25 protein-coding genes and 2 pseudogenes are annotated in these 24,986 nt (G+C 59.7%); 14 read left to right on the forward strand and 13 right to left on the reverse strand.

Annotated features, from left to right (window positions below; translation table 11 throughout):
- Positions 1-15 precede the first annotated feature (15 nt).
- The 8 genes from AC1RMF_RS01190 to AC1RMF_RS01225 form a co-directional block, all read right to left on the reverse strand.
- On the reverse strand, positions 16-1,236 hold the full coding sequence (locus AC1RMF_RS01190; RefSeq protein WP_342617976.1) for a lyase family protein: 1,221 nt from the start codon (positions 1,234-1,236) through the stop codon (positions 16-18).
- 23 nt (positions 1,237-1,259) lie between these two features.
- Positions 1,260-2,159, reverse strand: coding sequence for a sugar phosphate isomerase/epimerase family protein (locus AC1RMF_RS01195; protein WP_493138915.1), 900 nt, complete (start codon positions 2,157-2,159; stop codon positions 1,260-1,262).
- 6 nt (positions 2,160-2,165) lie between these two features.
- Positions 2,166-3,056, reverse strand: a complete 891-nt coding sequence (locus AC1RMF_RS01200) for a 4-hydroxyphenylpyruvate dioxygenase (protein ID WP_493138917.1) — start codon at positions 3,054-3,056, stop codon at positions 2,166-2,168.
- A gap of 23 nt (positions 3,057-3,079) precedes the next feature.
- On the reverse strand, positions 3,080-3,841 hold the full coding sequence (locus AC1RMF_RS01205) for an ABC transporter ATP-binding protein (protein WP_493138919.1): 762 nt from the start codon (positions 3,839-3,841) through the stop codon (positions 3,080-3,082).
- 392 nt (positions 3,842-4,233) lie between these two features.
- On the reverse strand, positions 4,234-5,022 hold the full coding sequence (locus AC1RMF_RS01210) for an ABC transporter ATP-binding protein (protein ID WP_493138921.1): 789 nt from the start codon (positions 5,020-5,022) through the stop codon (positions 4,234-4,236).
- Positions 5,019-6,005, reverse strand: a complete 987-nt coding sequence (locus AC1RMF_RS01215; protein ID WP_493138923.1) for a branched-chain amino acid ABC transporter permease — start codon at positions 6,003-6,005, stop codon at positions 5,019-5,021. Before AC1RMF_RS01215 ends, AC1RMF_RS01210 begins: the two co-directional genes overlap by 4 nt.
- Positions 6,006-6,025: 20 nt before the next feature.
- Positions 6,026-6,901, reverse strand: coding sequence for a branched-chain amino acid ABC transporter permease (locus AC1RMF_RS01220; protein WP_342617970.1), 876 nt, complete (start codon positions 6,899-6,901; stop codon positions 6,026-6,028).
- Positions 6,902-6,931: 30 nt separating this feature from the next.
- Complete coding sequence (locus AC1RMF_RS01225) at positions 6,932-8,131, reverse strand: ABC transporter substrate-binding protein (protein WP_493138926.1); 1,200 nt, start codon at positions 8,129-8,131, stop codon at positions 6,932-6,934.
- A gap of 269 nt (positions 8,132-8,400) precedes the next feature.
- On the opposite strand from AC1RMF_RS01225, the gene AC1RMF_RS01230 reads away from it, so the two are divergent.
- Entirely contained in the window at positions 8,401-9,207 is an 807-nt protein-coding gene (locus AC1RMF_RS01230; protein ID WP_342617968.1) for an IclR family transcriptional regulator domain-containing protein, read from the forward strand.
- A 9-nt stretch (positions 9,208-9,216) separates the two neighbouring features.
- The gene (locus tag AC1RMF_RS01235; protein WP_493138928.1) at positions 9,217-10,050 is read left to right on the forward strand and encodes a shikimate dehydrogenase family protein; all 834 of its coding nucleotides are present in this window, start codon (positions 9,217-9,219) and stop codon (positions 10,048-10,050) included.
- Positions 10,051-10,080: 30 nt separating this feature from the next.
- Here the strand turns inward: AC1RMF_RS01235 and AC1RMF_RS01240 are convergent, their stop codons facing one another.
- Positions 10,081-10,983: a LysR family transcriptional regulator gene (locus AC1RMF_RS01240; protein WP_493138930.1), complete on the reverse strand. Its 903-nt coding sequence runs from the start codon at positions 10,981-10,983 to the stop codon at positions 10,081-10,083.
- 85 nt (positions 10,984-11,068) lie between these two features.
- Here AC1RMF_RS01240 and AC1RMF_RS01245 point away from each other — a divergent pair, with 85 nt between their 5' ends.
- A complete protein-coding gene (locus AC1RMF_RS01245; RefSeq protein WP_342617965.1) occupies positions 11,069-11,422 on the forward strand; it encodes a protocatechuate 4,5-dioxygenase subunit alpha in 354 nt (117 codons plus the stop codon).
- 27 nt (positions 11,423-11,449) lie between these two features.
- Positions 11,450-12,298, forward strand: a complete 849-nt coding sequence (locus AC1RMF_RS01250; protein ID WP_493138932.1) for a class III extradiol dioxygenase family protein — start codon at positions 11,450-11,452, stop codon at positions 12,296-12,298.
- Between the two features lie 57 nt (positions 12,299-12,355).
- Here the strand turns inward: AC1RMF_RS01250 and AC1RMF_RS01255 are convergent, their stop codons facing one another.
- Positions 12,356-12,910, reverse strand: a complete 555-nt coding sequence (locus AC1RMF_RS01255; RefSeq protein WP_342617963.1) for a LuxR C-terminal-related transcriptional regulator — start codon at positions 12,908-12,910, stop codon at positions 12,356-12,358.
- 105 nt (positions 12,911-13,015) lie between these two features.
- Between AC1RMF_RS01255 and AC1RMF_RS01260 the strand changes: the two genes are divergently transcribed.
- The 4 genes from AC1RMF_RS01260 to AC1RMF_RS01275 all read left to right on the forward strand — a co-directional run bounded on the left by AC1RMF_RS01260 (position 13,016) and on the right by AC1RMF_RS01275 (position 16,745).
- Complete coding sequence (locus AC1RMF_RS01260) at positions 13,016-13,723, forward strand: CoA transferase subunit A (RefSeq protein WP_342617962.1); 708 nt, start codon at positions 13,016-13,018, stop codon at positions 13,721-13,723.
- Positions 13,724-13,725: 2 nt separating this feature from the next.
- Complete coding sequence (locus AC1RMF_RS01265) at positions 13,726-14,364, forward strand: 3-oxoacid CoA-transferase subunit B (RefSeq protein ID WP_342617961.1); 639 nt, start codon at positions 13,726-13,728, stop codon at positions 14,362-14,364.
- A 359-nt stretch (positions 14,365-14,723) separates the two neighbouring features.
- Positions 14,724-15,752: a hypothetical protein gene (locus tag AC1RMF_RS01270; protein ID WP_493138935.1), complete on the forward strand. Its 1,029-nt coding sequence runs from the start codon at positions 14,724-14,726 to the stop codon at positions 15,750-15,752.
- A 750-nt stretch (positions 15,753-16,502) separates the two neighbouring features.
- Positions 16,503-16,745: a type II toxin-antitoxin system Phd/YefM family antitoxin gene (locus AC1RMF_RS01275; RefSeq protein ID WP_493138937.1), complete on the forward strand. Its 243-nt coding sequence runs from the start codon at positions 16,503-16,505 to the stop codon at positions 16,743-16,745.
- 109 nt (positions 16,746-16,854) lie between these two features.
- On the opposite strand, the gene AC1RMF_RS01280 is transcribed toward AC1RMF_RS01275, so the two are convergent.
- The 3 genes from AC1RMF_RS01280 to AC1RMF_RS01290 all read right to left on the reverse strand — a co-directional run bounded on the left by AC1RMF_RS01280 (position 16,855) and on the right by AC1RMF_RS01290 (position 19,751).
- A complete protein-coding gene (locus AC1RMF_RS01280) occupies positions 16,855-18,075 on the reverse strand; it encodes an MFS transporter (RefSeq protein WP_493138939.1) in 1,221 nt (406 codons plus the stop codon).
- A gap of 77 nt (positions 18,076-18,152) precedes the next feature.
- Entirely contained in the window at positions 18,153-18,704 is a 552-nt protein-coding gene (locus AC1RMF_RS01285; protein ID WP_493138941.1) for a YbhB/YbcL family Raf kinase inhibitor-like protein, read from the reverse strand.
- A gap of 138 nt (positions 18,705-18,842) precedes the next feature.
- Positions 18,843-19,751, reverse strand: a complete 909-nt coding sequence (locus AC1RMF_RS01290; RefSeq protein WP_493138943.1) for a helix-turn-helix transcriptional regulator — start codon at positions 19,749-19,751, stop codon at positions 18,843-18,845.
- Between the two features lie 129 nt (positions 19,752-19,880).
- On the opposite strand from AC1RMF_RS01290, the gene AC1RMF_RS01295 reads away from it, so the two are divergent.
- The 6 genes and pseudogenes from AC1RMF_RS01295 (at position 19,881) to AC1RMF_RS01320 (ending at position 24,854) form a co-directional block, all read left to right on the forward strand.
- Positions 19,881-20,549 carry a lamin tail domain-containing protein gene (locus AC1RMF_RS01295; protein WP_493138945.1) on the forward strand — a complete coding sequence of 223 codons (669 nt, stop codon included), beginning with the start codon at positions 19,881-19,883 and terminating at the stop codon, positions 20,547-20,549.
- A gap of 27 nt (positions 20,550-20,576) precedes the next feature.
- A pseudogene (locus AC1RMF_RS01300) lies at positions 20,577-21,401 on the forward strand (SdiA-regulated domain-containing protein); the annotation flags it as partial.
- Between the two features lie 69 nt (positions 21,402-21,470).
- Positions 21,471-21,566, forward strand: a pseudogene (locus tag AC1RMF_RS01305) (PEP-CTERM sorting domain-containing protein); the annotation flags it as partial.
- Between the two features lie 108 nt (positions 21,567-21,674).
- The gene (locus tag AC1RMF_RS01310) at positions 21,675-22,205 is read left to right on the forward strand and encodes a TlpA family protein disulfide reductase (RefSeq protein ID WP_493138947.1); all 531 of its coding nucleotides are present in this window, start codon (positions 21,675-21,677) and stop codon (positions 22,203-22,205) included.
- A gap of 14 nt (positions 22,206-22,219) precedes the next feature.
- On the forward strand, positions 22,220-24,208 hold the full coding sequence (locus AC1RMF_RS01315) for a histidine kinase (RefSeq protein WP_342617952.1): 1,989 nt from the start codon (positions 22,220-22,222) through the stop codon (positions 24,206-24,208).
- Positions 24,209-24,218: 10 nt separating this feature from the next.
- A complete protein-coding gene (locus tag AC1RMF_RS01320; RefSeq protein ID WP_342617951.1) occupies positions 24,219-24,854 on the forward strand; it encodes a response regulator in 636 nt (211 codons plus the stop codon).
- The last annotated feature ends 132 nt before the right edge of the window (positions 24,855-24,986 follow it).

Consider the following 24,986-nt stretch of genomic DNA (forward strand, 5'->3'; position numbering starts at 1 on the left):
GGGAGCGGTCGCCGCTCAGGCGGCCAAGCGGTGGTTTGCGGCGGGTAGCTCGGCGCGCAGGGCGTTCAGGTAGTTGCGTGCCATCTGGCCGGCGCCCACGGCCAGGGCGGGGTCGAACCAGGTCTTGGCACTGTCCTTGTCCACCGAACTACCGGCGGCCTGCACATGGCCTTGCATGCGTTCGGTATCCACCACCAGATAGGGCAGGGCGGATGCCATGGCCTTGGAGGCGGCGTGGGCAGACATGAGGAGCTGCGCCCATTCGGCCAACTCGGCCTGCCAGCCACCCAGGGCGCGCTCATGCTCCTGCGGCATGCTGGCCAGAATGGCCGCCACGCGCTGGGGTACGCGTTGTGCAGCGGCAAGTACTGCCATGCTGGCCACCGGGTTGTTCTTGTGCGGCATGTCGCTGGATGCGCCGCGGCCGGGCTCGTGGCGCTCCCACACTTCACCCACCTCGAACTGGCCGAGCAGGGAGATGTCCTTGGCAATCTTGCCCAGGCTGCCGGTCATCAGCCCGAGTTCGCAGCCCAGGGCAATCCATTCGTCACGCTGGGTATGCCAGGGCGCGCAAGGCACGCCCAGTCCCAGCGCCTGCGCCATGTGCGCGGCGATCTGCGGGCCCTTGTCACCCATGCGGGCCAGAGTGCCAATGCCGCCGCCCAACTGCACCTTGAGTGCACCGGTCTTGACGGTCTGCAAGCGCTTGAGGCTGCGCACCAGCGGGCCGGCCCAGTTCACGCATTTGAGGCCGAAGCTGGTCACCGAGGCCGGCTGCATCAGGGTGCGCGCCAGCATGGGAGTGTCCATGTGCTTCTGCGCCAGGTAGAAGATGGCGTCTATGCACTGGCGCAGATCGGCTTCCACCATTTCCAGCACGTCGCGGGTAATGAGCGCCATGCCGGTGTCGATCACATCCTGGCTGACACTGCCAAAGTGCACAAAGGGCACGGCATCGCGATTGAAGAGGCCCACGGTCTCCTTCAGCGTCTTCACCAGCGGAATGGCCAGACTGCCGGAGCGCGCACTTTCGCGCACGATCTTGGAGGCGTCGAACAGATCGACCTTGCAGGTTCCCACGATGGACTGCGCAGCCGACTCCGGGATTAGGCCGGCAGCTGCCTGGGCCTGGGCCAATGCCGCTTCAAAGCGCAACATGGCGGCCACGAAATTGCGGTCGCCAAAGGCACCCATCACTTCTGGGGTCGACAGAAAGCCTTCAAAGACGTTGCTCATGGCCAGGTACTCGCAGCAGGCGCTCAGCCGGTGCGCTTGAGGCGCAAGGCGTTGGGCAGGGGCACCGAGCGGCGCAGCACGTCCTCACCCAGCCAGAGCGCGGCCTTTTGCGCGCGCCGCGCCACAACGTCCAGCGGCATCTGCTGGTAGTCATCGTTGAAGACTTCAAAGCTGTAGTCGCCGCGATAGCCCAGCTGGTGCAGCTTGAGCACCAGGGCGGCCAGGGCGTCACTGTGCACGCCCTCACCGGGGAAGACGCGGAAGGTGCGCGCCGTGCTGATGCGCTCTTCCACCGTCTTGATTTCGTTCCACATGAAGTCGGCCAGCTGCACCAGGAAGATCTTGTCCGGGTCCAGCAGCTCCAGATCTTCCATGGGCGTCTTGGTGGCGAACATGTGGAAGGAGTCAAAGCCCAACCCGAGGTTGGGCATGTCGGCCTCGGCGATGATGTCCCAGGCTTGCGGAAACTCGTTGATGTTGCGCCCCCAGGACAATGCCTCGAAGGCAATTCTGATATTCATGGGGATGGCCAGCATGGCCAGCTTGCGCAGGTCCTGCACCAGCTTGTCTTTGTCGCCGGTGGCGTGCGTGGACGTGGAGGAGCAGGCCAGCATCACGTGGCAGTCCAGCGCGTGGCACATCTCCATCATGGACTTGGCAATGTCGACCTTGTAGTCGTGCAGGTGGCCCGACAGGCCTTCGAAGTCGCGCAACACCTGAAAGCCAGTGACGCGCAGGCCGCTGTCCTTGACTTCCTGCACGGCAGCGCGCCAGCCGTCCGGGTGCCCTACCAAGTCACGTGCCAGCAGCATCACCTGGGTGAAGCCGGCGTTCTTGATGGCCTGTAGCTTGGCCTTGAGCGGGCCGGCCAGCGAGATGGTGTCCATCCCGAAGTTGTCGAAATTGCCCTGGAATTGCGTCATGGCGGATCAGCTTCTGACTTGGTGTACGAGTTCGAACATGGCACCGCTGACCGGCGTGCGGGTCAGGGCACCGCGCTCGGCCTGCTGTGCATCCTTGGGCGGAACGAAGTCCATGCCCAGCTTGCGCAGTGCCGCCACGGTGGCGGGCACATCGGGCGTACCCAGACCAATGCGCTGCAGGCACTCGTCGTCTTCCACATCGAGGATGCCGGGCTCGGGCTCGATGAGCTGCAGGTAGAAGGTCTTGCACGGGCTTTGCAGGATGCGGCCCTTGGGCAGGATGCCAAAGCGTTGCGTGTCTTCCAGCGCGGTGAATCCGAACAGCGAGCCATAGAACTCGGTCCAGTCTGCCGTGCGCTCGTTGCCGATGTACTGCACCACGCCAAACAGGTGCAGGCCGGTGACGGCGGGCGGATGCTGGTCCACCGAAGGAATTGGGATGAAGTCCACGTCGTAGATGGAAAAATCGCCGCAGCGGTCCACGAAATAGATGCGGCTGGTGCCCACGCCATGGATGGCCGGGATGTTGAGCTCCATCACCTCCACATGCACAGGTACGGCCCAGGCGCCGCGGTCTAGCGCGCGCTTGTAGGCGGCGGCCGCATCCTGCACGCGCAGGGCAATGGCTGCAATTTGCGGGCGTTCGGTCACCACCGCGCCATCGCCATGGGCGTTGACGATGATGTTCAGATCGCCTTGACGGTACAGCAGCACTTCACGCGAGCGGTGGCGGGCTATGGGCCGAAAGCCCATGGTCTCCAGCACATTGCCCAGGGACTGCGGTTTGGAAGTGGTGTACTCAATGAATTCCACCCCCATCAGGCCCAGCGGGTTGGGGCCTTCGAAAATGTCTTCGCGTTCGATACCGCCTTGGCGTGGGTTTTGACTCTGTGGCATGGTGGGTACTCCCGGAAGATGGGTTAGACGACGGCGCTCAGACCGGAGGCAGGCGCCGCAGCGGCGCCGTGTGCTCCGCCCAGGAACAGGCGTTCGATGTTCGGATCTTCCAGCAGGTCGGAGGCGGGCTTCTGCAGAACCAGACGGCCGGATTCCAGCGCAATCGCTTCGTCCGAAATCTTCAGGGCGCTCTTGACGTTCTGCTCCACCATGAGCACGGTGGTGCCCTGGTTGGCCAGACGGCGCAGCAGCTTGAACACATCCTGTACCACCATGGGCGAGAGGCCGATGGAAGGCTCATCGATCAGTATCACCTTGGGGCGCAGCAGCAGGGCGCGGCCAATCTCCAGTTGCTTCTGCTCGCCGCCGGACAGGGCCGATGCGGCCGAGTTCATGCGCTCTTTCACGCGGGGGAAGAACTCCAGCACTTCGGGAATGCGCTCGTGCGTGGTCTTCATGCCCAGCGTGATGCCGCCCAGTTCCAGGTTCTCGAACACGGTGAGCTGGCCAAACAGGTTGCGTCCCTGCGGTACGAAGGCAATGCCGTGTGCCAGCAACTGCTTTTGCGTCGCGCCGGCGATTTCCACGCCGTCGAGCTTGATGCTGCCTTGGCGTGGTTTGAGCAGGCCGAACAGCGTCTTGAGCACGGTGGACTTGCCCGCGCCATTGGGGCCGAGCAGCAGGGTGATGGTGCCCTTCTTGGCCTTGAACGACAGGTTGTTGAGGATCATGAAATCCTTGTAACCGGCCACTACGTCGTTGAATTCAATGCAGGTTTCAGACATGTTTTGTTCCAGGTGTTGTTTCTGCTTGCGTTTGGTACGAGGCATTGCGCGCGTTGCGGGTGGGCATGCTGCTGCCACCGAGGTGGATGGTTCCGCGAATGTCCTCCGCCCTGCGGGCTCCCCCTTTATTTCGCTGCATCACCCACCCCGATGTCAGCGGCAAACCGCAGTGTTGGCGTGCAATGACTGAAAGCCCTTGGCGTGCCAACAATGCCTCTTGACTCGGGATGGCGTGGTGCTCAGCGCGGTGAGGTAAAGGAGGAGGCCGAAGGCCGGGGGACACGAACGGCGCTGAGTGCCACGTCAGCCCGAGTCCCGCATGGCCACGCCCAGAAGAGCAAGCGACACGACGAGAACAGACGGCGGTGGTACGTGCGGAATGCGGCATGGCGTTAGCTGCCCAAATAGGCGTCCAGCACCTCTTTGTTGGCGCGGATTTCCGCCGGAGTGCCGATGGCCATGACCTTGCCTTCCACCATCACCATGATGCGGTGGCACAGGTCCATCACAAAGTCCATGTTGTGTTCAATCACCACAAAAGAACTGTGTTTGCCAATCTGCGGGTTCTGGTTGAGCTGCTTGAGCAGGGTGGAGATGCCGCCCACCAGACTCGGGTTCACACCCGCGCAGGGTTCGTCCAGCAGCACCAGATCGGGCTGGCTCATGAAGGCCATGGCAATGTCCACCAGCTTTTGCTGGCCGTACGACAGCTCGCCCGCTTTCTTGTGGGCCACGTGGCGGATGCGGAACTGGTCGATCAGTGCGTCGGCCTTGTCACCCAGACCGGAGTCGCCGGGGGCGAACATGCGGCTGAACATGGAGCCCTTGTGCTCCTGCGCGGCCACGATCAGGTTGTCGCGCACGCTCATCTTGCCGAATACCTGCAGCGTCTGGAAGGTACGGCCCACGCCGCGGCGGTTGAGTTCCAGCGGACCGAGCTGCGTCACGTCTTCGCCGTTGAGCTCGATCTTGCCGGCGTCGGGTGTGATCTGGCCCAGCATGCTGTTGAACAGCGTGGTCTTGCCCGATCCGTTGGGGCCGATCACGCCGAAGATTTCTCCGGGTTGCACCTGGAAGCTCACGCCGCCTACGGCCTGGATCGCGCCGTAGGATTTCTTGAGGCCAGTAACCTTGAGGACCGGTGCATTGGCTGCGCGGTCATGGTGATGAGGATGTGTCATGCCTGGGCTCCCATGCTCTTGGCAGAAAGTGCGCGTGCTGCAGACGCTTCCTTGGCTTGTTTCTTGGCGCGGATGCGGTCGGGAATGCTCAGCAGACCGTCGGGCAACCAGATCATCAGCAGTACCACGGCGCTACCGAACACGAACAGATACCAGGCTTGGGCAAAGCGCAGCCACTCGGGCAGCACCACACCCACGGCAGCACCTAGCACCGGGCCCAGGAAGTAACCGGGGCCGCCCACCACCACCATCAGATACATCATGATGGAGGAGCCCACGGCGAAGGGGGCTGGCTCAATGAACTGCACCAGCGAAGCCAGCAGGCCGCCGGCAATACCGGCATAGGCGGCACCGATGGCAAAGCTCAGCAAGGTGTAGGCGCGGGTGTTGATCCCCAGGCTCTCGGCGCGGATGGGGTTGTCACGCAGGGCGGTGAATGCCTTACCCCAGGGGCTGCGCAGCAGGCCCATCAGCAGCAGGCCCATAAGCACGGTGGCACCCAGCACGAGGTAGTAGTAAGCCAGGTTGCTTTCCAGCGAATAGCCAAACAGAGAAGGGCGGGCAATGTTGTTGATGCCGAAGGTGCCGCCGGTCAGCCACTCTTCGTTGCGCATGACCAGCCAGACGGCCGTGTTGAAGCCCAGGGTGGCGAAGGCCAGGTAAATGGTTTGCACGCGCAGGGCCGGAAAGCCCAGGACGATGCCCACCACAAAGCAGATCGCTGCGGCAACGGGCAGGCCCAGCCAGAAGCTCAGGCCGGCCTTCATCATCAAGGCGACCACGTAGGCGCCGATGCCGAAGAAGGCGGCATGTCCCAGGGACTTTTGACCGGCATAGCCGACGGTGAGGTTCAGGCCCATGGTGGCGATGACGAACACCATCCAGTAGCTCAGCAGGTAGATGCCGTAGTTCTTGAGAAAGGGCGGGGCGATCAGCAGAATCGCGCCAGCCACCAGCCAGGCAATGAGAGAGAATTTTTTCATGATGCGTGTCTCTTGCGGGTTCAAACCTTGCGCTCTTCCTTCTTGCCCAGGAGTCCCTGCGGCTTGAAGAGGATCACAACCATGAAGATCACCAGTGCGACGGCGTCCTTGTAGGCTGGCGAGATGTAAGCCGCAGCCAGGTTCTCGCAGATGCCCACAATCAGCCCGCCCAGCAGGGCGCCGCGGGAGTTGTTGAAGCCACCGATGATGGCGGCAAAGAAGGCCTTGTTGCCCAGGCTCTCACCCATGTCGAACTTGGCCAGATAGGTGGGCGTGACCAGCAGCGCGGCAGCCACGGCCAGCACGGCGTTGATGGCAAATGCGTAAAAGATCATGCGGGGCACGTTGATGCCCAGCACCGAAGCACTTTCGGTGTTTTGCGCAACTGCCTGCATGGCGCGACCGGTCACCGTCTTGGTCATGAAGGCCTGGGTTGCAAACACCAGCGCGATGGCCAAAACAAAGGTGCCCACATCCGCCAGCGTGATGGTCACGCCGGCGATGTTGTACAGCTTGTCGGCAAACAGACTGGGAAAGGGGGAGGCTTCTGCGCTGTAACCAGCACGGATGACGCTGCGCATGGAAATGGACAGGCCGATGGTGGCCACCACGATGGGCATCATGCCGTACTTGAACAGCGGATCCACGATGCCGCGCTTGAAGACCCAACCCAGGACCACTACAGCTACCAGGGCCGACAGCCCGAAGCTCACCAGCAAAGGTGCGCCCATGGACATGAAGGCCAGCATCATGAAGGCCGGTAGCATCACAAACTCGCCTTGGGCGAAGTTGATGGTGCCGCTGGCCTGCCACAGCAAGGTAAAGCCCAGCGCAGCCAGGCCGTAAATTGCGCCCGTGGCCATGCCACTGAACAGCAGTTGGAGGAAGTCGGTCATGGGAAGGTCCGCAGTACGTTCAGAAAAGGCTTACTTCTTGGCGGCAGGCTTGGCGGCGCCAGCAGATGCAGCAGAGGCAAACAAGGACGGGTTGACAGGCGGCAGCACGGTGGTGACTTCCTGTTTGCCGTTCTTCACTTCCACCAGATAGCTTTCGCGATCCAGATCCCCGTTCTGGTCAATGGCCACATCCATCAGCACGCCAGGGTACTTCTTGGCGCTGATGACCAGGCCATGCAGGGCTTGTGCGACGGCCTTGCGGTCCAGTTTGCCGACCTTTTCAATGGCGGCCTTGAGCATGTACACGCCGGTGTAGCCCTTGATGCCGTTGTGGTCAGAGATGTACTTGTATTCCTGATAGAACTTGGCCTTGAACTTCAGCACCTCGGGATTGGGTGCATCAACGGTCAGACCGACGTGGCCCACGGCACCGTTGGCGGCGTCGCCAGCGAGTTCAATCACCTTCTGGCCGGTCAGCGTGGTCTCGCCGATGACAGGCTTGTTCCAGCCTTGCTTGCGCAGCTCGCGCAGGATGCGGGCGGACTCTTCTTCGTTGGAGTAGCTGAACAGGGCGTCAGCGCCGCTTTGCTTGGCTTTGAGCACCGCAGCGGAGAAGTCGACCTGACCGGAGTCGGTGGAGATTTCTGCTACGACCTTGGTGGCGGTGTTGGCCAGGTTCTTCTTGATGTTGTCCAGACCGCCCTTGCCGAAGTCGTTGTTCACGTAGAGGACAGCCAGTGTCTTGACCTTGGCCACGTCACTGATGTAGCGCGCAATCTTGGGAAAGCTTTGGGCTTGGCCAAAGGCGGTGCGGAAGACGTAGGGGTTGCCTTGCTGGGTGATGGCAGCGGCTTCACCACCGGTGAAGTTGGGGATCTCGGCGCGGCGGCTCTCGGCCATGGACACCATGATGGAGCCGGAGAACACCGGGCCGTAGATGGCAAACACGTCTTCGTCAACCGCTTTTTGTGTCAGGCCCTTGGCCACGCCGGGGTTGCTCTGGGTATCCGCCGTGGTGGTTTCGATCTTCTTGCCCAGAATGCCGCCAGCGGCATTGATTTCCTTGACGGCCATTTCAACGCCGTTCTTGAAGTTGGTGCCGGAAGTTGCGCCCGCACCGGAGAGTTCCACGATGTTGGCGATCTTGATGGTTTGCTGTGCGAAGGCGGTGCCAGCACAGACCAGCGCCGCGCAGGCTGCGATCAGTTTGAGGGTGGTGCGTTTTTGCATGAAGGTGTCTCCTCTAGGGAAGTAGTTACTCATTTGGGCCAACTGAGCCAGTGCAAGGAGAGCGGCAGTCGCGGAGCGGTTGGTGTTCCGTTCTGTGCGTTGATCGCTCAATTTGGCTGATTCGGAGCGAACTTTAGCGGTGACATCTCAAAACAAAAAGCTTAATTTCCTATTTGTGACCGATTATCGAACATAAATGTTCGATAATCGATCGTTTCGAGGGTTAGCACTTAGGCCGGGCGGCGCTCCTTGAAATCAAAATTGCTGCCATGGCATTCCAGACACCACAAGACCCAAGCACCCAGAGCGCGCTGGCTCAGGGGCTGGACAAGCGCGACTGGATTGCCGGCCTGGAAAAAGGGCTGTCCATCATCGAGGCCTTTGACGACGCACATTCCCGCATGACGGCCAGCCAGACCGGTGAGCGCTGCGGCATGACCCGCACCGCCGCGCGCCGCTATCTGTTGACCTTGCAGCATTTGGGCTATGTGGCCACCGATGGCAAGCTGTTCTGGCTGACGCCGCGCGTCTTGCGGCTGGGTCAGTCCTATCTGGAGTCGGCGCGCCTGCCTCGCGTGGTGCAGCCTTTCCTGCAGCGGGTCACCGCCGGCACCAACGAAATTGCGTATGTGAGCGTGATGGACGGGGACGACATCGTCTACGTGGCACGCAACGGCAGCAACCGCAGCATGAATACCGGCTTTGTCCTGGGTTCGCGGGTGCAGGCGCGCGTCACTGCGGCAGGCATGCTGATGATGGCCTTGCGCGGCCCGGAGTGGGTGGACCGCTGGCTGGCAGACCACGAACTCAAGGCCTACACCTCGCACACCATAGACAACAAGGACCGTTTGCGCCTGGAGCTGGCCCGCGTGCGCCAGCAGGGCTGGGCGGTTTCCGAGCAGCAGCTGGAGCTGAATTACCGGGGCATCGCCGTGCCGCTGATAGACCACCATGGGGATCTGGTGGGCGCGGTCAGCGTCTCCATGCCCATGGGCCATGAATCGACTGAGGACGCGCTGCGGCGTGTCCTGGGGGTGCTGCAGGAAACTGCACGCGCCATGCGCAACCTACTTTGACACCACACCATGATCAACGGAAACACAGAAATCATTGCCCACATCGGCTACCCCACCCACACCTTCAAGTCGCCGATGATTTACAACCCCTACTTCGAGCAGGCGGGAATCAATGCGGTGGTGGTGCCCATGGGGTGCCAGGTGCCGGACTACCCCGCGTTTCTCAAGGCCGTGTTCAGCCTGACCAATATCCGAGGCGCCCTGATCACCATGCCGCACAAGGTCACCACCGTAGGGCTGCTGGACGAAGTCACGCCCACGGTCAAGGTGGCCGGTGCCTGCAATGCAGTGAAGCGCCGCGCCGACGGCAAGCTGGTGGGTGACATGTTTGATGGCGAGGGCTTTGTGCGGGGCGTGCAGCGCAAGGGCTTAAGCCTGAAGGGCAAGCGCGTGCTGGTGGTGGGTTCTGGCGGTGTGGGCAGTGCCATCGCGGCATCCCTTGCCGCAGCTGGCATTGCAGCGATTGTCCTGTATGACGTCAACACTGCCAGCGCGACCGCGCTGGGCCAACGCTTGCAGCAGAACTACCCCTCTATCAACGTGACCACCGGTTCCAACGATCCGCACGGCTTTGATTTGGTGGTGAACGCCACACCCATGGGCATGAACGAGGGCGACCCGCTACCGCTGGACGTCTCTCGCTTGTCGGCCAACACCTTTGTGGGCGAAGTGGTGATGCGCACCGAGATGACCGCCTTCCTGCAGGCGGCCAAGGCCCAGGGATGCGCGGTGCAGGTGGGCTCGGACATGCTGTTTGAGCAGATTCCGGCTTATCTGGAGTACTTTGATTTGCCGACCACGACGGCGGAGGTGTTGCGGTCGGTGGCGCGGTTGAGTTACTGAGTTTCTTGTTGGGAGAGGGGGCCAAACACCTCAAGCAATAACCGCCTTTGCAACCTCATCCACCTGCCCCCGCAACCAGGCATGCGCGTGGTTGTGCTGGTGCCGCATGTGCCAGACCATGAACATCGGCATGCGTGGGCAGGCCAGGGGAACCTTGGTGCTCGCGAGGCCGCGCAGCATGTGCCGACCCAGCAGGCCTGGCCCGGTTGCCAGCAGATCCGTTCCCTGGACGAAGGGGGCAATGCCCGCAAAGCCGGGCACCGTGACGGCGAATTGCCGGTGCACCCCTTTGTCGGCCAGCCACTGGTCCAGGTCCAGTGATCGGCGTGGCTCGTACACCACCGTCACGTGGCGGGCCGAAAGGTACTGCGAACGCGTGAGCGGCGGCTGACGTACCTGCGGGTCATAGAACACCTGGTACTGGTCTTCGAACAGGCGTTTTTGCACCACGTCTGTCCCGTCGGGCGGTCGGGGACTGATGACCAGTTGGCAGCGCTCGTTGCGCAGCATCTCCAGGCTGGGTACGTCGGACGGAATGACCCGCAGCGCCAATCCAGGCGCCCTGGTGCGCAGGCGCGTCATAAGTGCTGGCAGCAGCAGATCGCGCTGGAAATCGTTGGCGGCAATGGTGATGGTGGTGTTCCAAAGGGCCGGATCAAACTGGTCGGACTGGGCAAAGCCCTGCAGCGTGGACAGCAGCTCGCGCGCTTGCGCGGCCAGTTTTTCGGCACGTTCCGTGGCCACGATGCCCCGGCCGGATTTCACAAACAGCGGGTCGTTGGTGATGGCGCGCAGCTTGTCCAGCAGGTGGCTGACGGCGGATTGGGTGACGCCCAGGCGCTCAGCCGCGCGGGTGACGGAGCCGGTTTCCACTACCGCCACAAGCAATTGCAGCAGACGCCCGTCCAGGTCCAAATGATCGAATTTACTCATATATTCAATCATGATTGATCTGTTTATCTTTGGCAATGGATGGCTGACACTGCAACCACTTTCAACCCCATGCAGGAGACAGACTGTGGCTTCCAAACCGGCATTGCCCCCCATTCCGGGCACCAATCCTTTTGATGGCGAGTACGCCAAGCGTGGTTACGCACTCAACAAGATGTGCTTTTCGTTCAACTCCGCCGAAAACCGCGCCGAGTTCCTGAAGGACGAAGAGGCCTACATGACCAAATACCAGCTCACCGATTCGCAAAAGGCGGCCATCCGCTCCAAGCAGGTGCTGCAGCTGCTGGAAGAGGGCGGCAATGCCTATTACCTGGCCAAGTTCGCCGGCATCTTCAAGCTCGACATGCAGGACATTGGCGCGCAACAGCGCGGCATGACCAAGGACGAATTCAAGGCCATGCTGGTGGCCGCCGGCAAATAAAACACCCTACGTAGGAGCACACACAACATGGCAAAAATCATTGGCGGTCTGGGCACTTCCCACATTCCCGCAATCGGCGGCGCAATCCATAAGGGCTTGCAGCAGGAGCCCTACTGGAAACCCTTTTTTGATGGCTTTCCACCCGTGCAGCAGTGGCTGGGCAAGGTCAAGCCCGACGTGGTGGTGATGTTCTACAACGACCACGGCCTGAACTTCTTCCTCGACAAGATGCCTACCTTCGCCGTGGGCGCCGCAGCCCTGTACAACAACGCCGACGAAGGCTGGGGCATTCCCACGCTGCCACCGTTCAAGGGCGAGGTGGATCTGTCCTGGGAAATCATCAACCATCTGGTCGACCAGGAGTTTGACGTCACCACCTGCCAGGAAATGCTGGTGGACCATGCCTGTACCCTGCCGCTCAAATTGTTCTGGCCCGAGGGTGATTGCCCGGTGACGGTGGTGCCGGTGTGCATCAACACTGTGCAGTTCCCGCTGCCCCATGCCCGCCGCGTGTTCGCATTGGGTCGTGCCGTTGGCGAAGCGGTGGCTGCATGGGACAGTGACAAGAAGGTGGCCTTTGTGGCATCCGGGGGCCTGAGCCATCAGCTTGAAGGCGAGCGCGCCGGCTTCATCAACAAGGAGTTTGACCTGCAATTCCTGCAAAGCCTGGAGACCAACCCCGCGTGGGCCACCCAGTTCAGCATCCATGAGCTGGTGGAAAAGACCGGCACCCAGGGTATCGAGCTGCTGGCCTGGTTGGCCATGCGCTCGGCCTTGTCGGCTGGCGCCAACAGCGGCGTGCGCAAGGTACACAGCAACTACCACATCCCGATTTCCAACACCGCCACCGGGTTGCTGGCACTGGAAACTTTCTGACCAGAGCGTGGCTCCAGGAAGCAAAGGGCAGGCGAGAAGTCGCTTGCCCTTTTTCATTCAGCCGGCGGTGAGCTTGTGCACCAGATCGGCGGTGGTGGACGCCTTGTACTTGCGCATCAAGCGGGCCCGGTAGATTTCCACGGTGCGGTGGCTGATGGCCAGGGTCTTGCCTATGAGTTTGCTGGTGAGACCTTGCATCAGGTAGGCTGCCACTTCGCGCTCTCGCGCCGTCAGCTCGGCTTTGACCGGGCGGCTGGCGCTCAAGTCCTCAAAGCACCAGATGCCGGCCTCGTGAGGCGCGTTGCGGTTCAACGCCCGTCCGGTGACATGGCACCAGAACGGCTCGCCTGCGTGGCTGCCACCCACACGTTTCATGATGCGGTCGTCTGAATAGGTACCGTTGCGGTTCAGGATGGGTGCTATGCGCGCGCCGGTTCGCTCATATTCGTCGGCGCTGGGGTAGAGCACCAGGAATGACTGGCCCACAAGTTGCGTGCGCTCGGCACCGAACATGTCACACAGATGCTGATTGCAATCCATGATGGTGCGGTTGCGCGACAGGGCCAGGCCGACCGGGGCCATCTCGAACGCGAGGCGGTAATCAATATCCATGGCGTGTTCAGCGGTGAACGGATTACAAGGGTTGGACTCTACGAAAAACTACGTATCTCATTACGTAGTATCGTATGACCATCTGTTTTTGAGGAGAACCAGGCAGTGAACAAGATATATCCCAGCGCCGATGAAGCGCTCAAAGGTCTCGTCCGAGACGGCCAACTGATGGCTGTGGGCGGTTTCGGTCTGTGCGGAATCCCGGAGGCGCTGATCGAAGCGCTCAAGGACAGCGGCGTCAAAGACCTGACTGTCATTTCCAACAACGCCGGCGTGGACGGCTTCGGTCTCGGCAAGTTGCTGGAAACGCGCCAGATCAAGAAGATGATTTCCTCCTATGTGGGCGAGAACAAGGAGTTCGAGCGCCAATATCTGGCGGGCGAACTGCAACTGGAGTTCACGCCGCAGGGCACACTGGCAGAGAAGCTGCGTGCTGGCGGCGCGGGCATACCTGCCTTCTTCACCAAGACTGGTGTGGGCACCATCGTGGCCGACGGCAAGGAACTGCGCGAGTTTGATGGTGAAACCTATGTGATGGAGCGCTCCCTGGTACCTGACGTCTCTCTCGTCAAGGCGCACCGCGCCGACAAGTCGGGCAATTTGCAGTTCCGCTTTACCGCGCGCAACTTCAACCCGGCCGTGGCTATGGCCGGCAAGATCACCGTGGTGGAAGTCGAAGAGATTGTGGAAACCGGAACCTTCGAGCCCGATCAGGTGCATCTGCCGGGCATCTATGTGCACCGCATCGTGCTCAATGCCACGCCCGAAAAGCGCATCGAGAAACGCACCATCACCGAGAAAGCAGGAGTTTGACCATGGCCTGGACGCAAGACCAAATGGCAGCACGCGCTGCGCGGGAACTGGAAGACGGTTTCTATGTGAACCTGGGGATTGGTATCCCCACCCTGGTGGCCAACCACGTGCCCGCCGACAAGGAAGTCTGGCTGCAATCCGAGAACGGCATGCTGGGCATTGGCCCGTTCCCCACGGCAGACGCGGTGGACGCAGACCTGATCAACGCTGGTAAGCAGACGGTGACCACCATCAAGGGCTCCAGCATCTTCGGCTCGGACCAGAGCTTTGCCATGATCCGTGGCGGCAAGATCAACCTGAGCATTCTGGGCGCCATGCAGGTGAGCTCCAAGGGTGATCTGGCCAACTGGATGATTCCCGGCAAGATGGTCAAGGGCATGGGCGGCGCCATGGACCTGGTGGCCGGTGTGAAGCGCGTGATCGTGCTGATGGAGCATGTGGCCAAGAAGAAGGACGGTACCGAAGACTTCAAGATCATCCCCAGCTGCACACTGCCGCTCACCGGCGTGGGTGTGGTAGACCGCATCATCACGGACTTGGGCGTCTTCGACGTAACGCCACACGGCATCAGCGTCGTCGAACTGGCAGAGGGCGTGACGCGCGAGTTTGCGCAGAGCAAGACAGGTGTGCCGCTGATCTGATAACTACGTTTGCAACGCACATGCAAAAGCCCCGGGCTCCTAGCGTTCGGGGCTTTTTGTTTTCTTGAATGGTGCTTAGAAATGCGAAATAGTATCCTGCGGACGGTGTCGGAATGCTTATACCTACATGGGATGTAGGCAATTTCCTGGAGGAGCGAATTCCAAGTTTCTAGAGCAAAATTCAGGTTGTTGAGCAAGGATTTATCTATACATTGCATTTGAAGATATGAACACCTTCATTGATACAAGTCCCAGGCAGACGTTCCGGCCAAGTTAGTCGGTTGCATCGCAGGAGTATTTCCGCATCCTGTTAGATGTGATCTGTTTTTTTTTGCGACTTCGTTTGGTACCTGAAACAAATGTCCTTCATTTCCGACTATCAACGCGAGGCAAAACGCAATGGCGAGCGTGGACGCTGCCTGCACTTCGCTGATGGAAATCGGTGCAATGAAATAATTTCGGCTCATTCCATTCAGAAGCGCGGTCAACTCAGCCTGATAGCAGAGGATGGGCATGTTTACGTGTTTAGCTCGGATTTATCTGTTCTTAAGAGGACTGGGGGTGTGCCACATCCGAAGAAAACGGGTTTGCAGCGTGCGTCAACGTTTGCGGGCTTCTGCAAGCACCACGATAACGCGCTTTTCGAGCCAATTGACAATGAACTGCTTGAACCAAATTATTTGCAAGTTGCACTCTATGCCTATCGAAGCATATGTCATGAACTTTTTATCAAGGAAAATGCAGTCCGACTGTTGGATGCTATGAAGAGCCATCCTGAACTTGATGATGTCAAGAAGTTCTTTCTAAAGTCCTCACACGTAGGGCACTCACTTGGTTTAGCCGGGATCGCGCATCACAAGAAGTATTACGATGAAGCGCTTCTGCGCAGAAGATACGAAGAGTTTGAATACACCTGCTTCACCACACAGTCGGCATGTCCGTTGCAGTTATCTGGGAACATATATCCAGACTATGACTTTCAAGGTGGGAAGCTGCAGGACTTAGGAAATTGGTCATCACCGCTTGCATTAATAAGTTTCTTTACTGCCCCAATATTGGGTGGCTGGGCATTTTGCTTTGCTTGGCATGTATCAAGCAGTTATGTATGCATCCCTTTTATGCAGTCGCTCGCGGCCATCATTTCCGAAGGGCAGAAAATTGAAGATGCTCTATTGCGCTTCTCATTTGCATGTTGTGAGAATCACGCCTTCCGCATATCGTGGTGGGACGGCTTATCAGCGTCGGCAAAGCGACATATTGTTGAAAAGATGGTTCTTTTGCTCGATCCAAATACAGCGATTCCTTCTAACTATCTTGCAGCCGGTTGCGAAGGATTTGCGGAATGGAGTTTTGAGCATGTTTACACTACGCTCACTACAAACGATTGACCTCTTATATACAGATATATTTCATCAGTCAAAGGACCGAAAGTGTATTCGTCACCGAGTCTGCAATCGTAGTAAACGACTGGCGAGAGTCCAAAAGGATCGTTGCTGATTGGGATGCACGTTATGCTTCGTACCATCCACCCGTAACCATGGCGCGGCCTTCACATGCATGTTCATCGAATCAATTTCACTGGAGCAATTCTAGAGCGTGGTTTCTGGCTGTATGCATGGAGAATCACAAGTGGCTCCGAAGAGGTGTACTACGTTGGACGCACGGGGGATAGTTCATCCAAATTCGCAGCATCTCCGTTCGCTCGCCTTGGACAGCACCTTGACGTACGACCCTCAGCGTCAGCGAACATGCTCCTGAGGCATGTGCGTAAACTCCAGCTGGACCCGCTGCTCTGCAACTATGAGTTGGTTGCATTTGGACCACTATTTCCGGAGCAATCATCACTCGAGTGGCATAGGACGTATCGCGATCGAATCGCTCCATTGGAATCTGCGCTGGCGTCGCTCTTGCGATCACGTGGATTCAATGTGGTTGGCAAGCATGGCACCAAGGGAGTCGCAGAGCCTGAACTGCTTGCTGCTCTTGAGCTAGCCTTTAGTTCTGAATTTGTTGGGCGCGCTGCTGGCTCTTCGTTGACCACTTAGCTTGAGCGTAATTTCATGCACTTATGCATCCCTCGTGCGTTTGACTAAGTACGATATTGAGAGCGATTGAGTTGGCCTTTAGGAAATCCCCAGATGCTCACATTAACCGCTAGCGAAGCCCGTGCAAATCTATACCACATCGTTGATGAAGTGGCAGAGTCTCATCAGCCAATCATGATTTTGGGCAAACGCAACAACGCTGTTTTGCTGTCGGCAGAAGCTTGGAGTGGTATTCAAGAAACCTTGTGCCTACTTGCTGTGCCGGGCATGCGCGAATCCGTCAAGGCTGGTATGGCCGAACCTCTGACGAACTGCCCGAAGGCACTGAAGTGGTAAATTGAATGGCATTTTTTCCCAAAAGTAGGCCAATGGCGCGCGCCATAGCGGGCATCAGCGCATAGACCAATTTCGTGTTGGCGTGATGCTCAAGTCGATGGCTTAGGTATTACGTTGCCGCAACGCAGACCGAGTTGTTGACCCTGCCGTTGCGCCGCTCCAGCAGTACGGAAGCCGCAAATACAAACAATCCAAAGAACGACAGCACGGCGCCAACATAGCCGGTTGCCGCATAGCCATATCCGTAGGCGATCACCAGGCCGCCTAGCCATGCGCCCAATGCGTTGGCGATGTTGAAGGCGGAATGCATCGACGCAGCAGCCAAAGTCTGGCCGTCTGCGGCCACGTCCATCAGCCGGGTTTGTATGGCCGGGCCAGCGGCAAAGGTGCAGCCAATCAGGAACGTCGAGGTGTACAGCATGACGGGATAGGCTGCCGTGAGGCTGAACAGAGTCATCACCACGATGTTGAATACCAGCATGCCGCCTATGGTTCCCATCAGGGACTTGTCGGCCAATTTGGAGCCCACCACATTGCCCACATTCATACCGATGCCAAACAGCACCATGATCACCGGGATCATGGCGGCAGGCAGGTGAGTAACCATGGTGGTCGTACTGGCAATGTAGGAGAAGATGGAAAACATTCCACCAAAGCCGGTGGCAGCCAACGTGAGTGTCAGCAGCACCTGCGGATGCGTGAACGCTACCAGCTCCCGCATCACGCTGGCACCCGCAGCCGGCTTGTCGCGCGGCAGGTAGATCCAGATCAGCGTCACCGTCAGCGCGCCAATTATCCCAACGGCCAGGAACATCATGCGCCAGCTGAGGAATTGCCCGAACAGCGCCATGACCGGTGTGCCAGCCAAGGTGGCAACCGTAAGCCCCAACATCACATAGCCTACGGCCCGTGTGCGCATGTGAATCGGCGCGAGTGAGGCCGCCACCAGCGCGGATACGCCGAAGTAAGCGCCGTGCGGCAACCCCGAGAGAAAGCGCAGGACGATGAAACTCAGGAAGTCGGGAGCTAGTGCACTGGCCAGATTGCCGATAGCGAAGACTGTCATCAGGATGAGAAGCAATGTGCGGCGCGAAGACTTCGCACCTGCAATGGCAATCAGCGGTGCGCCGACCACCACACCCAACGCATAGGCGCTGATCACATATCCTGCCTGCGGGATCGTCACGGCAAATGTGCTGGCGACGCCCGGCAGCAGACCCATGATGGCGAACTCCCCCGTTCCTATGCCAAAACCGCCGCAGGCCAGAGCGACGATGACCAAGCCTATTTGCAGAGGTGTCAATGGGGAAGAGTCTTTTTTCGCAGTCATGGTTTCCTTGGAATGAGGTCACCGAGTCTATGCAAAACACGATGCCCTCATGCCGGGCTGCGGCAATGGATGGCGCGCTAGCGCCCGTACCGCGCCGTGATGGAAGCAGTAGCCAGCTTGTTGGCGTTCAGCATGAAGCCAATCAGCGCTGCGGAGGCATCGGCGGGCACATCGAGCTTGTCTACCTTCAGCGCAAAGACGGTGAAGACGTAGCGGTGCGGTGCGTCGCCGGGAGGCGGGCAGGCACCGCCGAAGTCATTGCCGCCAAAGTCGTTGCGACCTTGTTTGGCGCCTGCCGGCATGGCGCCAGCTTTGCCCGCGCCCGCTGGCAGGCTGCTCACCGAGGTTGGTAGATCGTAGCTGACCCAATGCCACCAGCCGCTGCCGGTGGGGGCGTCCGGGTCATAGGCGGTGATGGCAAAGCTCTTGGTGCCAGCAGGCACATCGCTCCAGTGCAGGGCAGGGGAGATGTTGCCGCCCGAGCATCCGAATCCCTGGAATACCTGGGCGCTGCCCAGCGTCTTGCCATTGCCGATGTCGGTGCTGCTCAGCTCCAGCGCGCTTGCTTGCAAAGAGACACCTGTGGCCAAGGCGAGTGCGCACACCATGGGGAAAAAAGACTTGTTCATGTACAACTCCTGATAACAACCGAGATCTGAACCGCCGATCTCCAAAGGCCGGCACGGACAGCAACGTAGTGCTGCGTGCTGGGTCCCATGTTCCAGGAAAGTGCCTGCGCCGTGCGCTCAAAGCACTGCGCGAAACGCTCAGGTATTGGCGACCGCAGTGGGGGCAACGCCAAACTGGGCTGTAAAGCCGCGACTGAAGCTGGACAGCGACTGGTAACCGCAAGCCAGCGCAATGGACTTGAGCGGGCGACGGCTCGATTGCAGCAGACCTAAAGCGTGGTGCAGCCGAGTTTCCTTGAGTATGGTCCGCAACGAGGTCTCTTCTTGCGCCAATCGCCTGCGCAAAGTGGCGCCACTCACGTGCAAGGCCGCTTCGAAGTCGCTGGAAGACCAATTGCGCGCCGGCGCTTGGGCCACCAGCAGCCGGATGCGCGCGGCCATGGAAGGGTCCTGCGCATGCAGGAACTGGTCATGCCCGGCGCGCGCCAGTGCCAGCAGCAATCCGATCAACGCATGGTCGCGCTGTGCGGCGTTTGGCGCCTGGCTGGTGGGGGCCATGGCAGCCAGGTAGTTCTGCACGCCGCTCAGCAAGGGTGTCAGCTCGCCACAGGTGAATGGTCTGGCGATAGCGGTGGCCCGGGAGGTGCGGTCGCCATGCTCGCCCAACAGGGTGCGCGTCATGGAAATGACGTGCCAGGAAAAAGGCTGCACCCAGGCGCGATAGCCTGCATTGCCCCCCGGAGGTGGCAGATTCTCCACTCCCATGCGGCAGGCATGGTGCACCATCAGAAATTCGCCACAGGCAATATCCGCTTGCTTGCCCTCCACATCCACGCGTTTCACCCCGGCCAGGGGAACCACCAGCAGAGGTGCGTCCACTTGTACCGCGCGCAGGCGGTAGGCGCGTTGCGCCAATACGGTGATGTGCTCCGCGCCCGACTGCAGGCCTGCCTCCAGCCACCCGGGCAGACTGGGTGCTGATGGTGCAAATCCTGGAATCAGGTTGGGTATTGCCGAAGAAGAATTTTCGCGGTGTGGTTCGTTCATATTGCTCATCCTTTTGGTGGATCAAATGTGGCGAATCTGGTCACTTTCTGTAACACCCGGTGTCTAGTATCGGCCTTTTAGAAATTCAGGGTCATCCGATCCTTGGCTCACTTCTTAGGGACCTCACACATGTTTTCACTGAAGAAATCGCTTCTCGGTTGGGCTGCCACGGGCCTGGTTTTCTGCGCCATGTCGGCACAGGCGCAAGTTCGCATTACCGAAGTCGCGCCCTGGAGCAGCAGCAATTCCACGGTCGCCGCCGACTGGTTTGAGATGACCAACTTTGGAAGTACCGCGGTGAGCATTGCGGGTTGGAAAATGGACGACGACAGCGCCAGTTTCAGCTCGGCGGTCGCGCTAAACGGTGTGACCACCATCAACGCCGGCCAGTCAGTGATCTTTGTGGAAGGAAGTGCTACGCAAGTCACCGCCTTGAAGAACGACTGGCTCACAGGCAGCACCCCTATTGGTTACTACAGCGGCAGTGGAGTCGGCTTGAGTACCACCAGCGACCAGGTGAACATTTTCGATAACACAGGTACCCTGCAGGCCAAGGTGATCTTCGGTGCATCGGACGCCACCTCTCCCTACCAGACGTTTGACAATGCCGCTGGCCTCAATGGTGTGACCATTTCGCAGCTTAGCCAAGTGGGTATCAACGGTGCACACACCGCAGTCTCGGGCACCGAGATCGGATCTCCTGGCAGCATTGCCGCTGTGCCAGAAAACGAGACCTTTGCCATGCTGCTCGCTGGCCTGGGCATCGTTGGCGCTATCGCGCGTCGCCGCCGGTCCTGATTCTTTTTATCCCGGATTCCATCACGCATGAAACTCAAACACATTTTCCTGGCTGCGTTGGCAGCCACCAGCTTGTGCGCTAACGCGGCAAGCTCCATTCAACTGGGCAACTACTCCGTCAGCGGCATCTATTCGCTGGATATTCTTGCCGGAACCACGGGTACGGGGGTGTCCGGCCTGGAAGCTTCTGCAGTGGCGTATGCCCGTGACCGCGGCACCCTGTTCTTTGTCGGCGATGAAGGCACCGGCGTGGTCGAGATTTCCAAGACCGGCCAGACCCTTGGCACCATGTCCTTTGACTGGACCGGTACCGGAAGCACCAAGCACGATACGGAAGGCCTGACCTACTTGGGCAATGGAACGCTGGTTGTGGGCGAAGAGCGCCTCTATGACGCCTACAAGTTCAACTACAGCCAGGGCGGCACCGCCAGCCTGACCAACAGCTCTGTGCACGTTGTCACGGGTTACCCCAACAACAACAGCGGCATGGAAGGTATCAGCTACGACCCGCGCAACGGCAGCTTTGTTGCCGTCAAGCAGGAAAGCCCCGAGAACATCTTTGCCGGCACACTGAGCTTCGCCGCGGGACAGACTGGCACATCGACTGTGACCCAGCTGTTTAATCCTGCGCTGATGGGTTTGAGCACACTGTCCGATGTGCAGACGCTCTCTCCGGTGGATTCCTTTGCGGGAACGCCAGTCGCCGACAACCTGCTGGTGCTCAGCTTGGGCTCCAAGATGCTGATCGAGGTCAACCGTCAGGGGCAGGTGCTGAGTTCGTTTGATCTCTCGACTGTTGTGCCGAACAACGCCATTGAAGGCGTTACGGTGGATGAAAAGGGCGTCATCTATCTGGTTGCGGAGCAGGACCAGACCGCTGGCGCTCCGGCGGGAGCGAAGTCGCAACTGATCGTGTTGACGGCTGCGGTGCCAGAGCCTGAAACCTATGCACTGTTGCTGGCTGGCCTGGGCCTGATCGGTGCTGCCGTCAAACGTCGCAAGCGCCAGCAGGCTTAAGCGCGCGGGAAGCATTTGGCGACGGGGGCTTGGTCCCTGTTCTTGTTTCCGTATTGGCTGACCTAAAGCAAATCCGCAGGCAATCGGCTTCTGCTATGTTCGGTCCCTATGCAAATACATTCATGCAGGGTGCTGTGCGCGGTGGGCCTGAGCTGCGCGCTGGCTTTGGGCGGGCCCGTCCTGGCCAAGACCGCCGATGAGGTGGTGGTCGGCGCGAGCTTGCGCGAGGCTACCCTGCGTGGACTCAACGGACCGGACCGGGCGCTGTCCCAATACCGGGGCAAGCCGCTGCTGATCAATGTGTGGGCGAGCTGGTGCGGCCCGTGTCGCATGGAGATGGGCTCGTTGGAGCGGCTGGCTTGGCAGACCCAATCCAGGCAGTTTACCGTCATAGGCATCTCCACCGATGACAGCGAGGCCGCCGCGAAGGCGTATTTGCGCAGTGCCAACGCCACACTCAACCACTACATTGACCGGGCGCTGGAAATGGAGAACATGCTGGGTGCCAATCGCCTGCCGCTTACCGTGCTGGTGGATGCCAAAGGGCGCGTGTTGGGCAAGTACTACGGTGCCCGGGAGTGGGACAGCCCGCAGGCGCAAAAGTGGATTGCCGGCCTGATCCGTTCGGCGCAACCTTGAGGGCTCGCAGAACCATGGTGCAAGGGTCTGGTCGCTACGTGAAGCTGTTGGCTACGCTGACCATCTCGGCCATTCTGTTATCGGTGGGTTTTCTGCTCTGGGGTTTGCGTGACCGGGAGATGAACCATGCCCGCATGGAGACGGCCAATCTGACCCAGATGGTGGTGCAACAGACGGAGCGGCAGTTTGAGACCATGGATCTGGTTCTGAAAGGCGTGCAGGAGCGCCTGCAAACCCCCTTTGGTACGCAGCAGGATTTATCAGGCCAGACGGTGCGGCTTTTGCTCAATTCCAGAGTGGCGGGGATGCGCCAGGTCCGCTCCCTGTTTCTGCTGGATGCCCAGGGTCGGCTCATCAATGCCTCCGGTACCAACGCGCCGGCGTCGACCAACCTGGCAGAAACCGACTATTTCCGGCGCCTGGTGCAGCGCGGGGCAGATGGCCTGGTGATAGGGCGGCCACTGCGCAACAGTGACGACACCGGCTGGACGCTCAACCTGGCACGTCCGCTGCTTGCGGAGAACGGGCGTTTTCGTGGGGTAGTGGTAGTGGCCGTGGACCTGACAACCTTCGAGAAGATGTACAGCGTGGTGCAACTCGACTACGTGCGGCCCATTGCCTTCTACCTGTCTGACGGAACCTTGTTTGCGAGTTGGCCCCATCGTGAAAGCGCCTTGGGGCAGTTCGCTCCCGAGTGGGGCAAGTTGCTGGAAACAGACCCGACCAGCGCCGTGCAGGCGGTGGACCATGTGGCCGAGGACGGCACGCCACTGACCTATGCCATGGGCCATCTGGCCGGATTTCCCATACGGGTCAGCGTGGCGGATGACGCGTCCCAACGGCTGGTAGCTTGGCGCGAGACGGCATGGCCGATCGGCATTGGTGCCTTGCTGGTGAGCGTCTTTACGGCCTTGGTGGCCACTTATCTGGTGGGAAAGCTGCGCCTCAAGCACCAGCTCACCATGGCTTTGAATGCGGCCGATGAGCGCTACCAGCATACGGTGAATTCGGTCATGGATGCCATCGTGGCAGTGGACGAAGCGATGCGCATCGTGCTGTTCAATCCGTCTGCGGAAAAAATGTTTGGCCGCAAAGCAGTGGCAGTCACAGGCCAGCCCTTGGACCTGCTGATCCCGTCGGGTTTGCGCGGTATGGAGTCGCCACGGGCCGCAGCGGGAAACGCAGAGATCATGGGCCTGCGATCCGACGGCACGGAATTCCCTCTCGAAGCTACGCTTTCACGCTCCGTCATCGGCGGAAAGATGCAGATGACGGCCGTCTTGCGCGACGTTTCCGAACATCGCGCTGCCGAGGCAGAGTTGCGGCTGGTCAACACGCAGTTGCGCGAGCTTTCGGCGTCCTTGCAGAGCGTGCGGGAAGAGGAGCGCAAGCGCATTTCGCGCGAGTTGCATGATGACCTGGGCCAGCAGCTCACCGGGCTCAAGCTCAGCCTGTCCTGGCTGGGCAGCCGGCTCAAGGATGGCAAGCCGACGACGGTGAAGGATGTGGATGAAATGCGTCACCAGATGGATGCCGCCATCGGTTCGGTCAGGCGCATCGCCACGGAATTGCGGCCCCGGGTTTTGGACGATCTGGACTTTCGTGAGGCCTTGAGCTGGCAGGCACAGGACATGTTCAAGCACAGCGGAATCCAGGTCGACCTCCATTTGCAGGATGCGGACCGGGTCCAGGACGACATCCTGGCCACGGCACTGTTCCGTATCGTGCAGGAGGCTTTGACCAACGTGGCGCGGCATGCGCAGGCCAGCAAGGTAGAAGTTTCCCTGGGGTTCCGCGACAACGCCTTGCTCCTGTCCATTCAGGACAACGGCTGCGGCTTTGATTCCGGCAGGGCCAGCCGGGGCATCGGGCTGGTCAGCATGCGGGAGCGATGTGCTGCCATCGGCGCAGGTTTTGTGGTCCGCAGTTACGCGGGTGAGGGAACGCGGCTGGAAGTCAGAGTGCCGGCTGAAGAGGCTGAGTCGCCCCAAAGAAACGCATGAAAGCAGTTATATGAAGCACGATGTATTGATCGCCGACGACCACGCCATCATTCGCGACGGTCTGAGAAAGATCCTGGCTGACACCGATGACTTGGTGGTGCAGGGCGAGGCGGCCAATGGCAACGCTTTGCTGGAGCAAGTGCGGGCCAGGGACTGGAGTCTGCTGGTGCTGGACATTTCCATGCCGGGGCGCAATGGTCTGGAACTGGTCAAGATGGTCAAAAACCTGCGCCCCAAATTGCCCATATTGATCTTCAGCATGCATCCTGAGGAGCAGTACGCGGTGCGCGCCATTCGTGCCGGTGCATCCGGGTACCTGTCAAAGGAAGGTGATTCGGAGCTGCTGTTGCCCGCTATGCGCCGGGTGGTCGCGGGCGGCATGTTCATCAGCCCGAACGTGGCAGAGTTGCTGGCCAGCGATATGGCTCCCCAGAGCCAGAGTCTGCCGCACACCTTGCTGACGGACCGGGAGTTCGACGTGTTCAGCCGCATCGTGCGCGGCATGGGGCTGACCGCTATCGCTGCGGAGCTTTCACTCAGTGTCAAAACCGTCAGCACGCACAAGACCCATATCCTGGCAAAGATGAACTTGAGCACCCAGATTGACCTGGTCCGCTACGCAATTGACCACCATTTGGTTGACTAAGCTCAAATAAAGCTTCGTATAGGAATATTCCTATGCAAAATCTACTGTGCTTCCTATATCGGTAGACAAGGTACGCGCGCAAAATTGTTTGCAAGGTAAACCGCGAGTAAACCTTTGTTAATCAATCTGCAT

The sequence above is a fragment of the Rhodoferax sp. GW822-FHT04A08 genome (genome assembly GCF_058801025.1).

Bases quoted from the DNA above. Each gene is read 5' to 3' on its own strand.
- AC1RMF_RS01210 (WP_493138921.1), bottom strand. From the start codon at position 5,022: ATGACACATCCTCATCACCATGACCGCGCAGCCAATGCACCGGTCCTC.
- AC1RMF_RS01230 (WP_342617968.1), top strand. From the start codon at position 8,401: ATGGCATTCCAGACACCACAAGACCCAAGCACCCAGAGCGCGCTGGCT.
- AC1RMF_RS01290 (WP_493138943.1), bottom strand. From the start codon at position 19,751: ATGAACGAACCACACCGCGAAAATTCTTCTTCGGCAATACCCAACCTG.
- AC1RMF_RS01240 (WP_493138930.1), bottom strand. From the start codon at position 10,983: ATGAGTAAATTCGATCATTTGGACCTGGACGGGCGTCTGCTGCAATTG.
- AC1RMF_RS01195 (WP_493138915.1), bottom strand. From the start codon at position 2,159: ATGACGCAATTCCAGGGCAATTTCGACAACTTCGGGATGGACACCATC.
- AC1RMF_RS01295 (WP_493138945.1), top strand. From the start codon at position 19,881: ATGTTTTCACTGAAGAAATCGCTTCTCGGTTGGGCTGCCACGGGCCTG.
- AC1RMF_RS01280 (WP_493138939.1), bottom strand. From the start codon at position 18,075: ATGACTGCGAAAAAAGACTCTTCCCCATTGACACCTCTGCAAATAGGC.
- AC1RMF_RS01215 (WP_493138923.1), bottom strand. From the start codon at position 6,005: ATGAAAAAATTCTCTCTCATTGCCTGGCTGGTGGCTGGCGCGATTCTG.
- AC1RMF_RS01310 (WP_493138947.1), top strand. From the start codon at position 21,675: ATGCAAATACATTCATGCAGGGTGCTGTGCGCGGTGGGCCTGAGCTGC.
- AC1RMF_RS01285 (WP_493138941.1), bottom strand. From the start codon at position 18,704: ATGAACAAGTCTTTTTTCCCCATGGTGTGCGCACTCGCCTTGGCCACA.
- AC1RMF_RS01220 (WP_342617970.1), bottom strand. From the start codon at position 6,901: ATGACCGACTTCCTCCAACTGCTGTTCAGTGGCATGGCCACGGGCGCA.
- AC1RMF_RS01275 (WP_493138937.1), top strand. From the start codon at position 16,503: ATGCTCACATTAACCGCTAGCGAAGCCCGTGCAAATCTATACCACATC.
- AC1RMF_RS01265 (WP_342617961.1), top strand. From the start codon at position 13,726: ATGGCCTGGACGCAAGACCAAATGGCAGCACGCGCTGCGCGGGAACTG.
- AC1RMF_RS01200 (WP_493138917.1), bottom strand. From the start codon at position 3,056: ATGCCACAGAGTCAAAACCCACGCCAAGGCGGTATCGAACGCGAAGAC.
- AC1RMF_RS01320 (WP_342617951.1), top strand. From the start codon at position 24,219: ATGAAGCACGATGTATTGATCGCCGACGACCACGCCATCATTCGCGAC.
- AC1RMF_RS01250 (WP_493138932.1), top strand. From the start codon at position 11,450: ATGGCAAAAATCATTGGCGGTCTGGGCACTTCCCACATTCCCGCAATC.
- AC1RMF_RS01225 (WP_493138926.1), bottom strand. From the start codon at position 8,131: ATGCAAAAACGCACCACCCTCAAACTGATCGCAGCCTGCGCGGCGCTG.
- AC1RMF_RS01235 (WP_493138928.1), top strand. From the start codon at position 9,217: ATGATCAACGGAAACACAGAAATCATTGCCCACATCGGCTACCCCACC.
- AC1RMF_RS01315 (WP_342617952.1), top strand. From the start codon at position 22,220: ATGGTGCAAGGGTCTGGTCGCTACGTGAAGCTGTTGGCTACGCTGACC.
- AC1RMF_RS01205 (WP_493138919.1), bottom strand. From the start codon at position 3,841: ATGTCTGAAACCTGCATTGAATTCAACGACGTAGTGGCCGGTTACAAG.
- AC1RMF_RS01255 (WP_342617963.1), bottom strand. From the start codon at position 12,910: ATGGATATTGATTACCGCCTCGCGTTCGAGATGGCCCCGGTCGGCCTG.
- AC1RMF_RS01270 (WP_493138935.1), top strand. From the start codon at position 14,724: ATGTCCTTCATTTCCGACTATCAACGCGAGGCAAAACGCAATGGCGAG.
- AC1RMF_RS01190 (WP_342617976.1), bottom strand. From the start codon at position 1,236: ATGAGCAACGTCTTTGAAGGCTTTCTGTCGACCCCAGAAGTGATGGGT.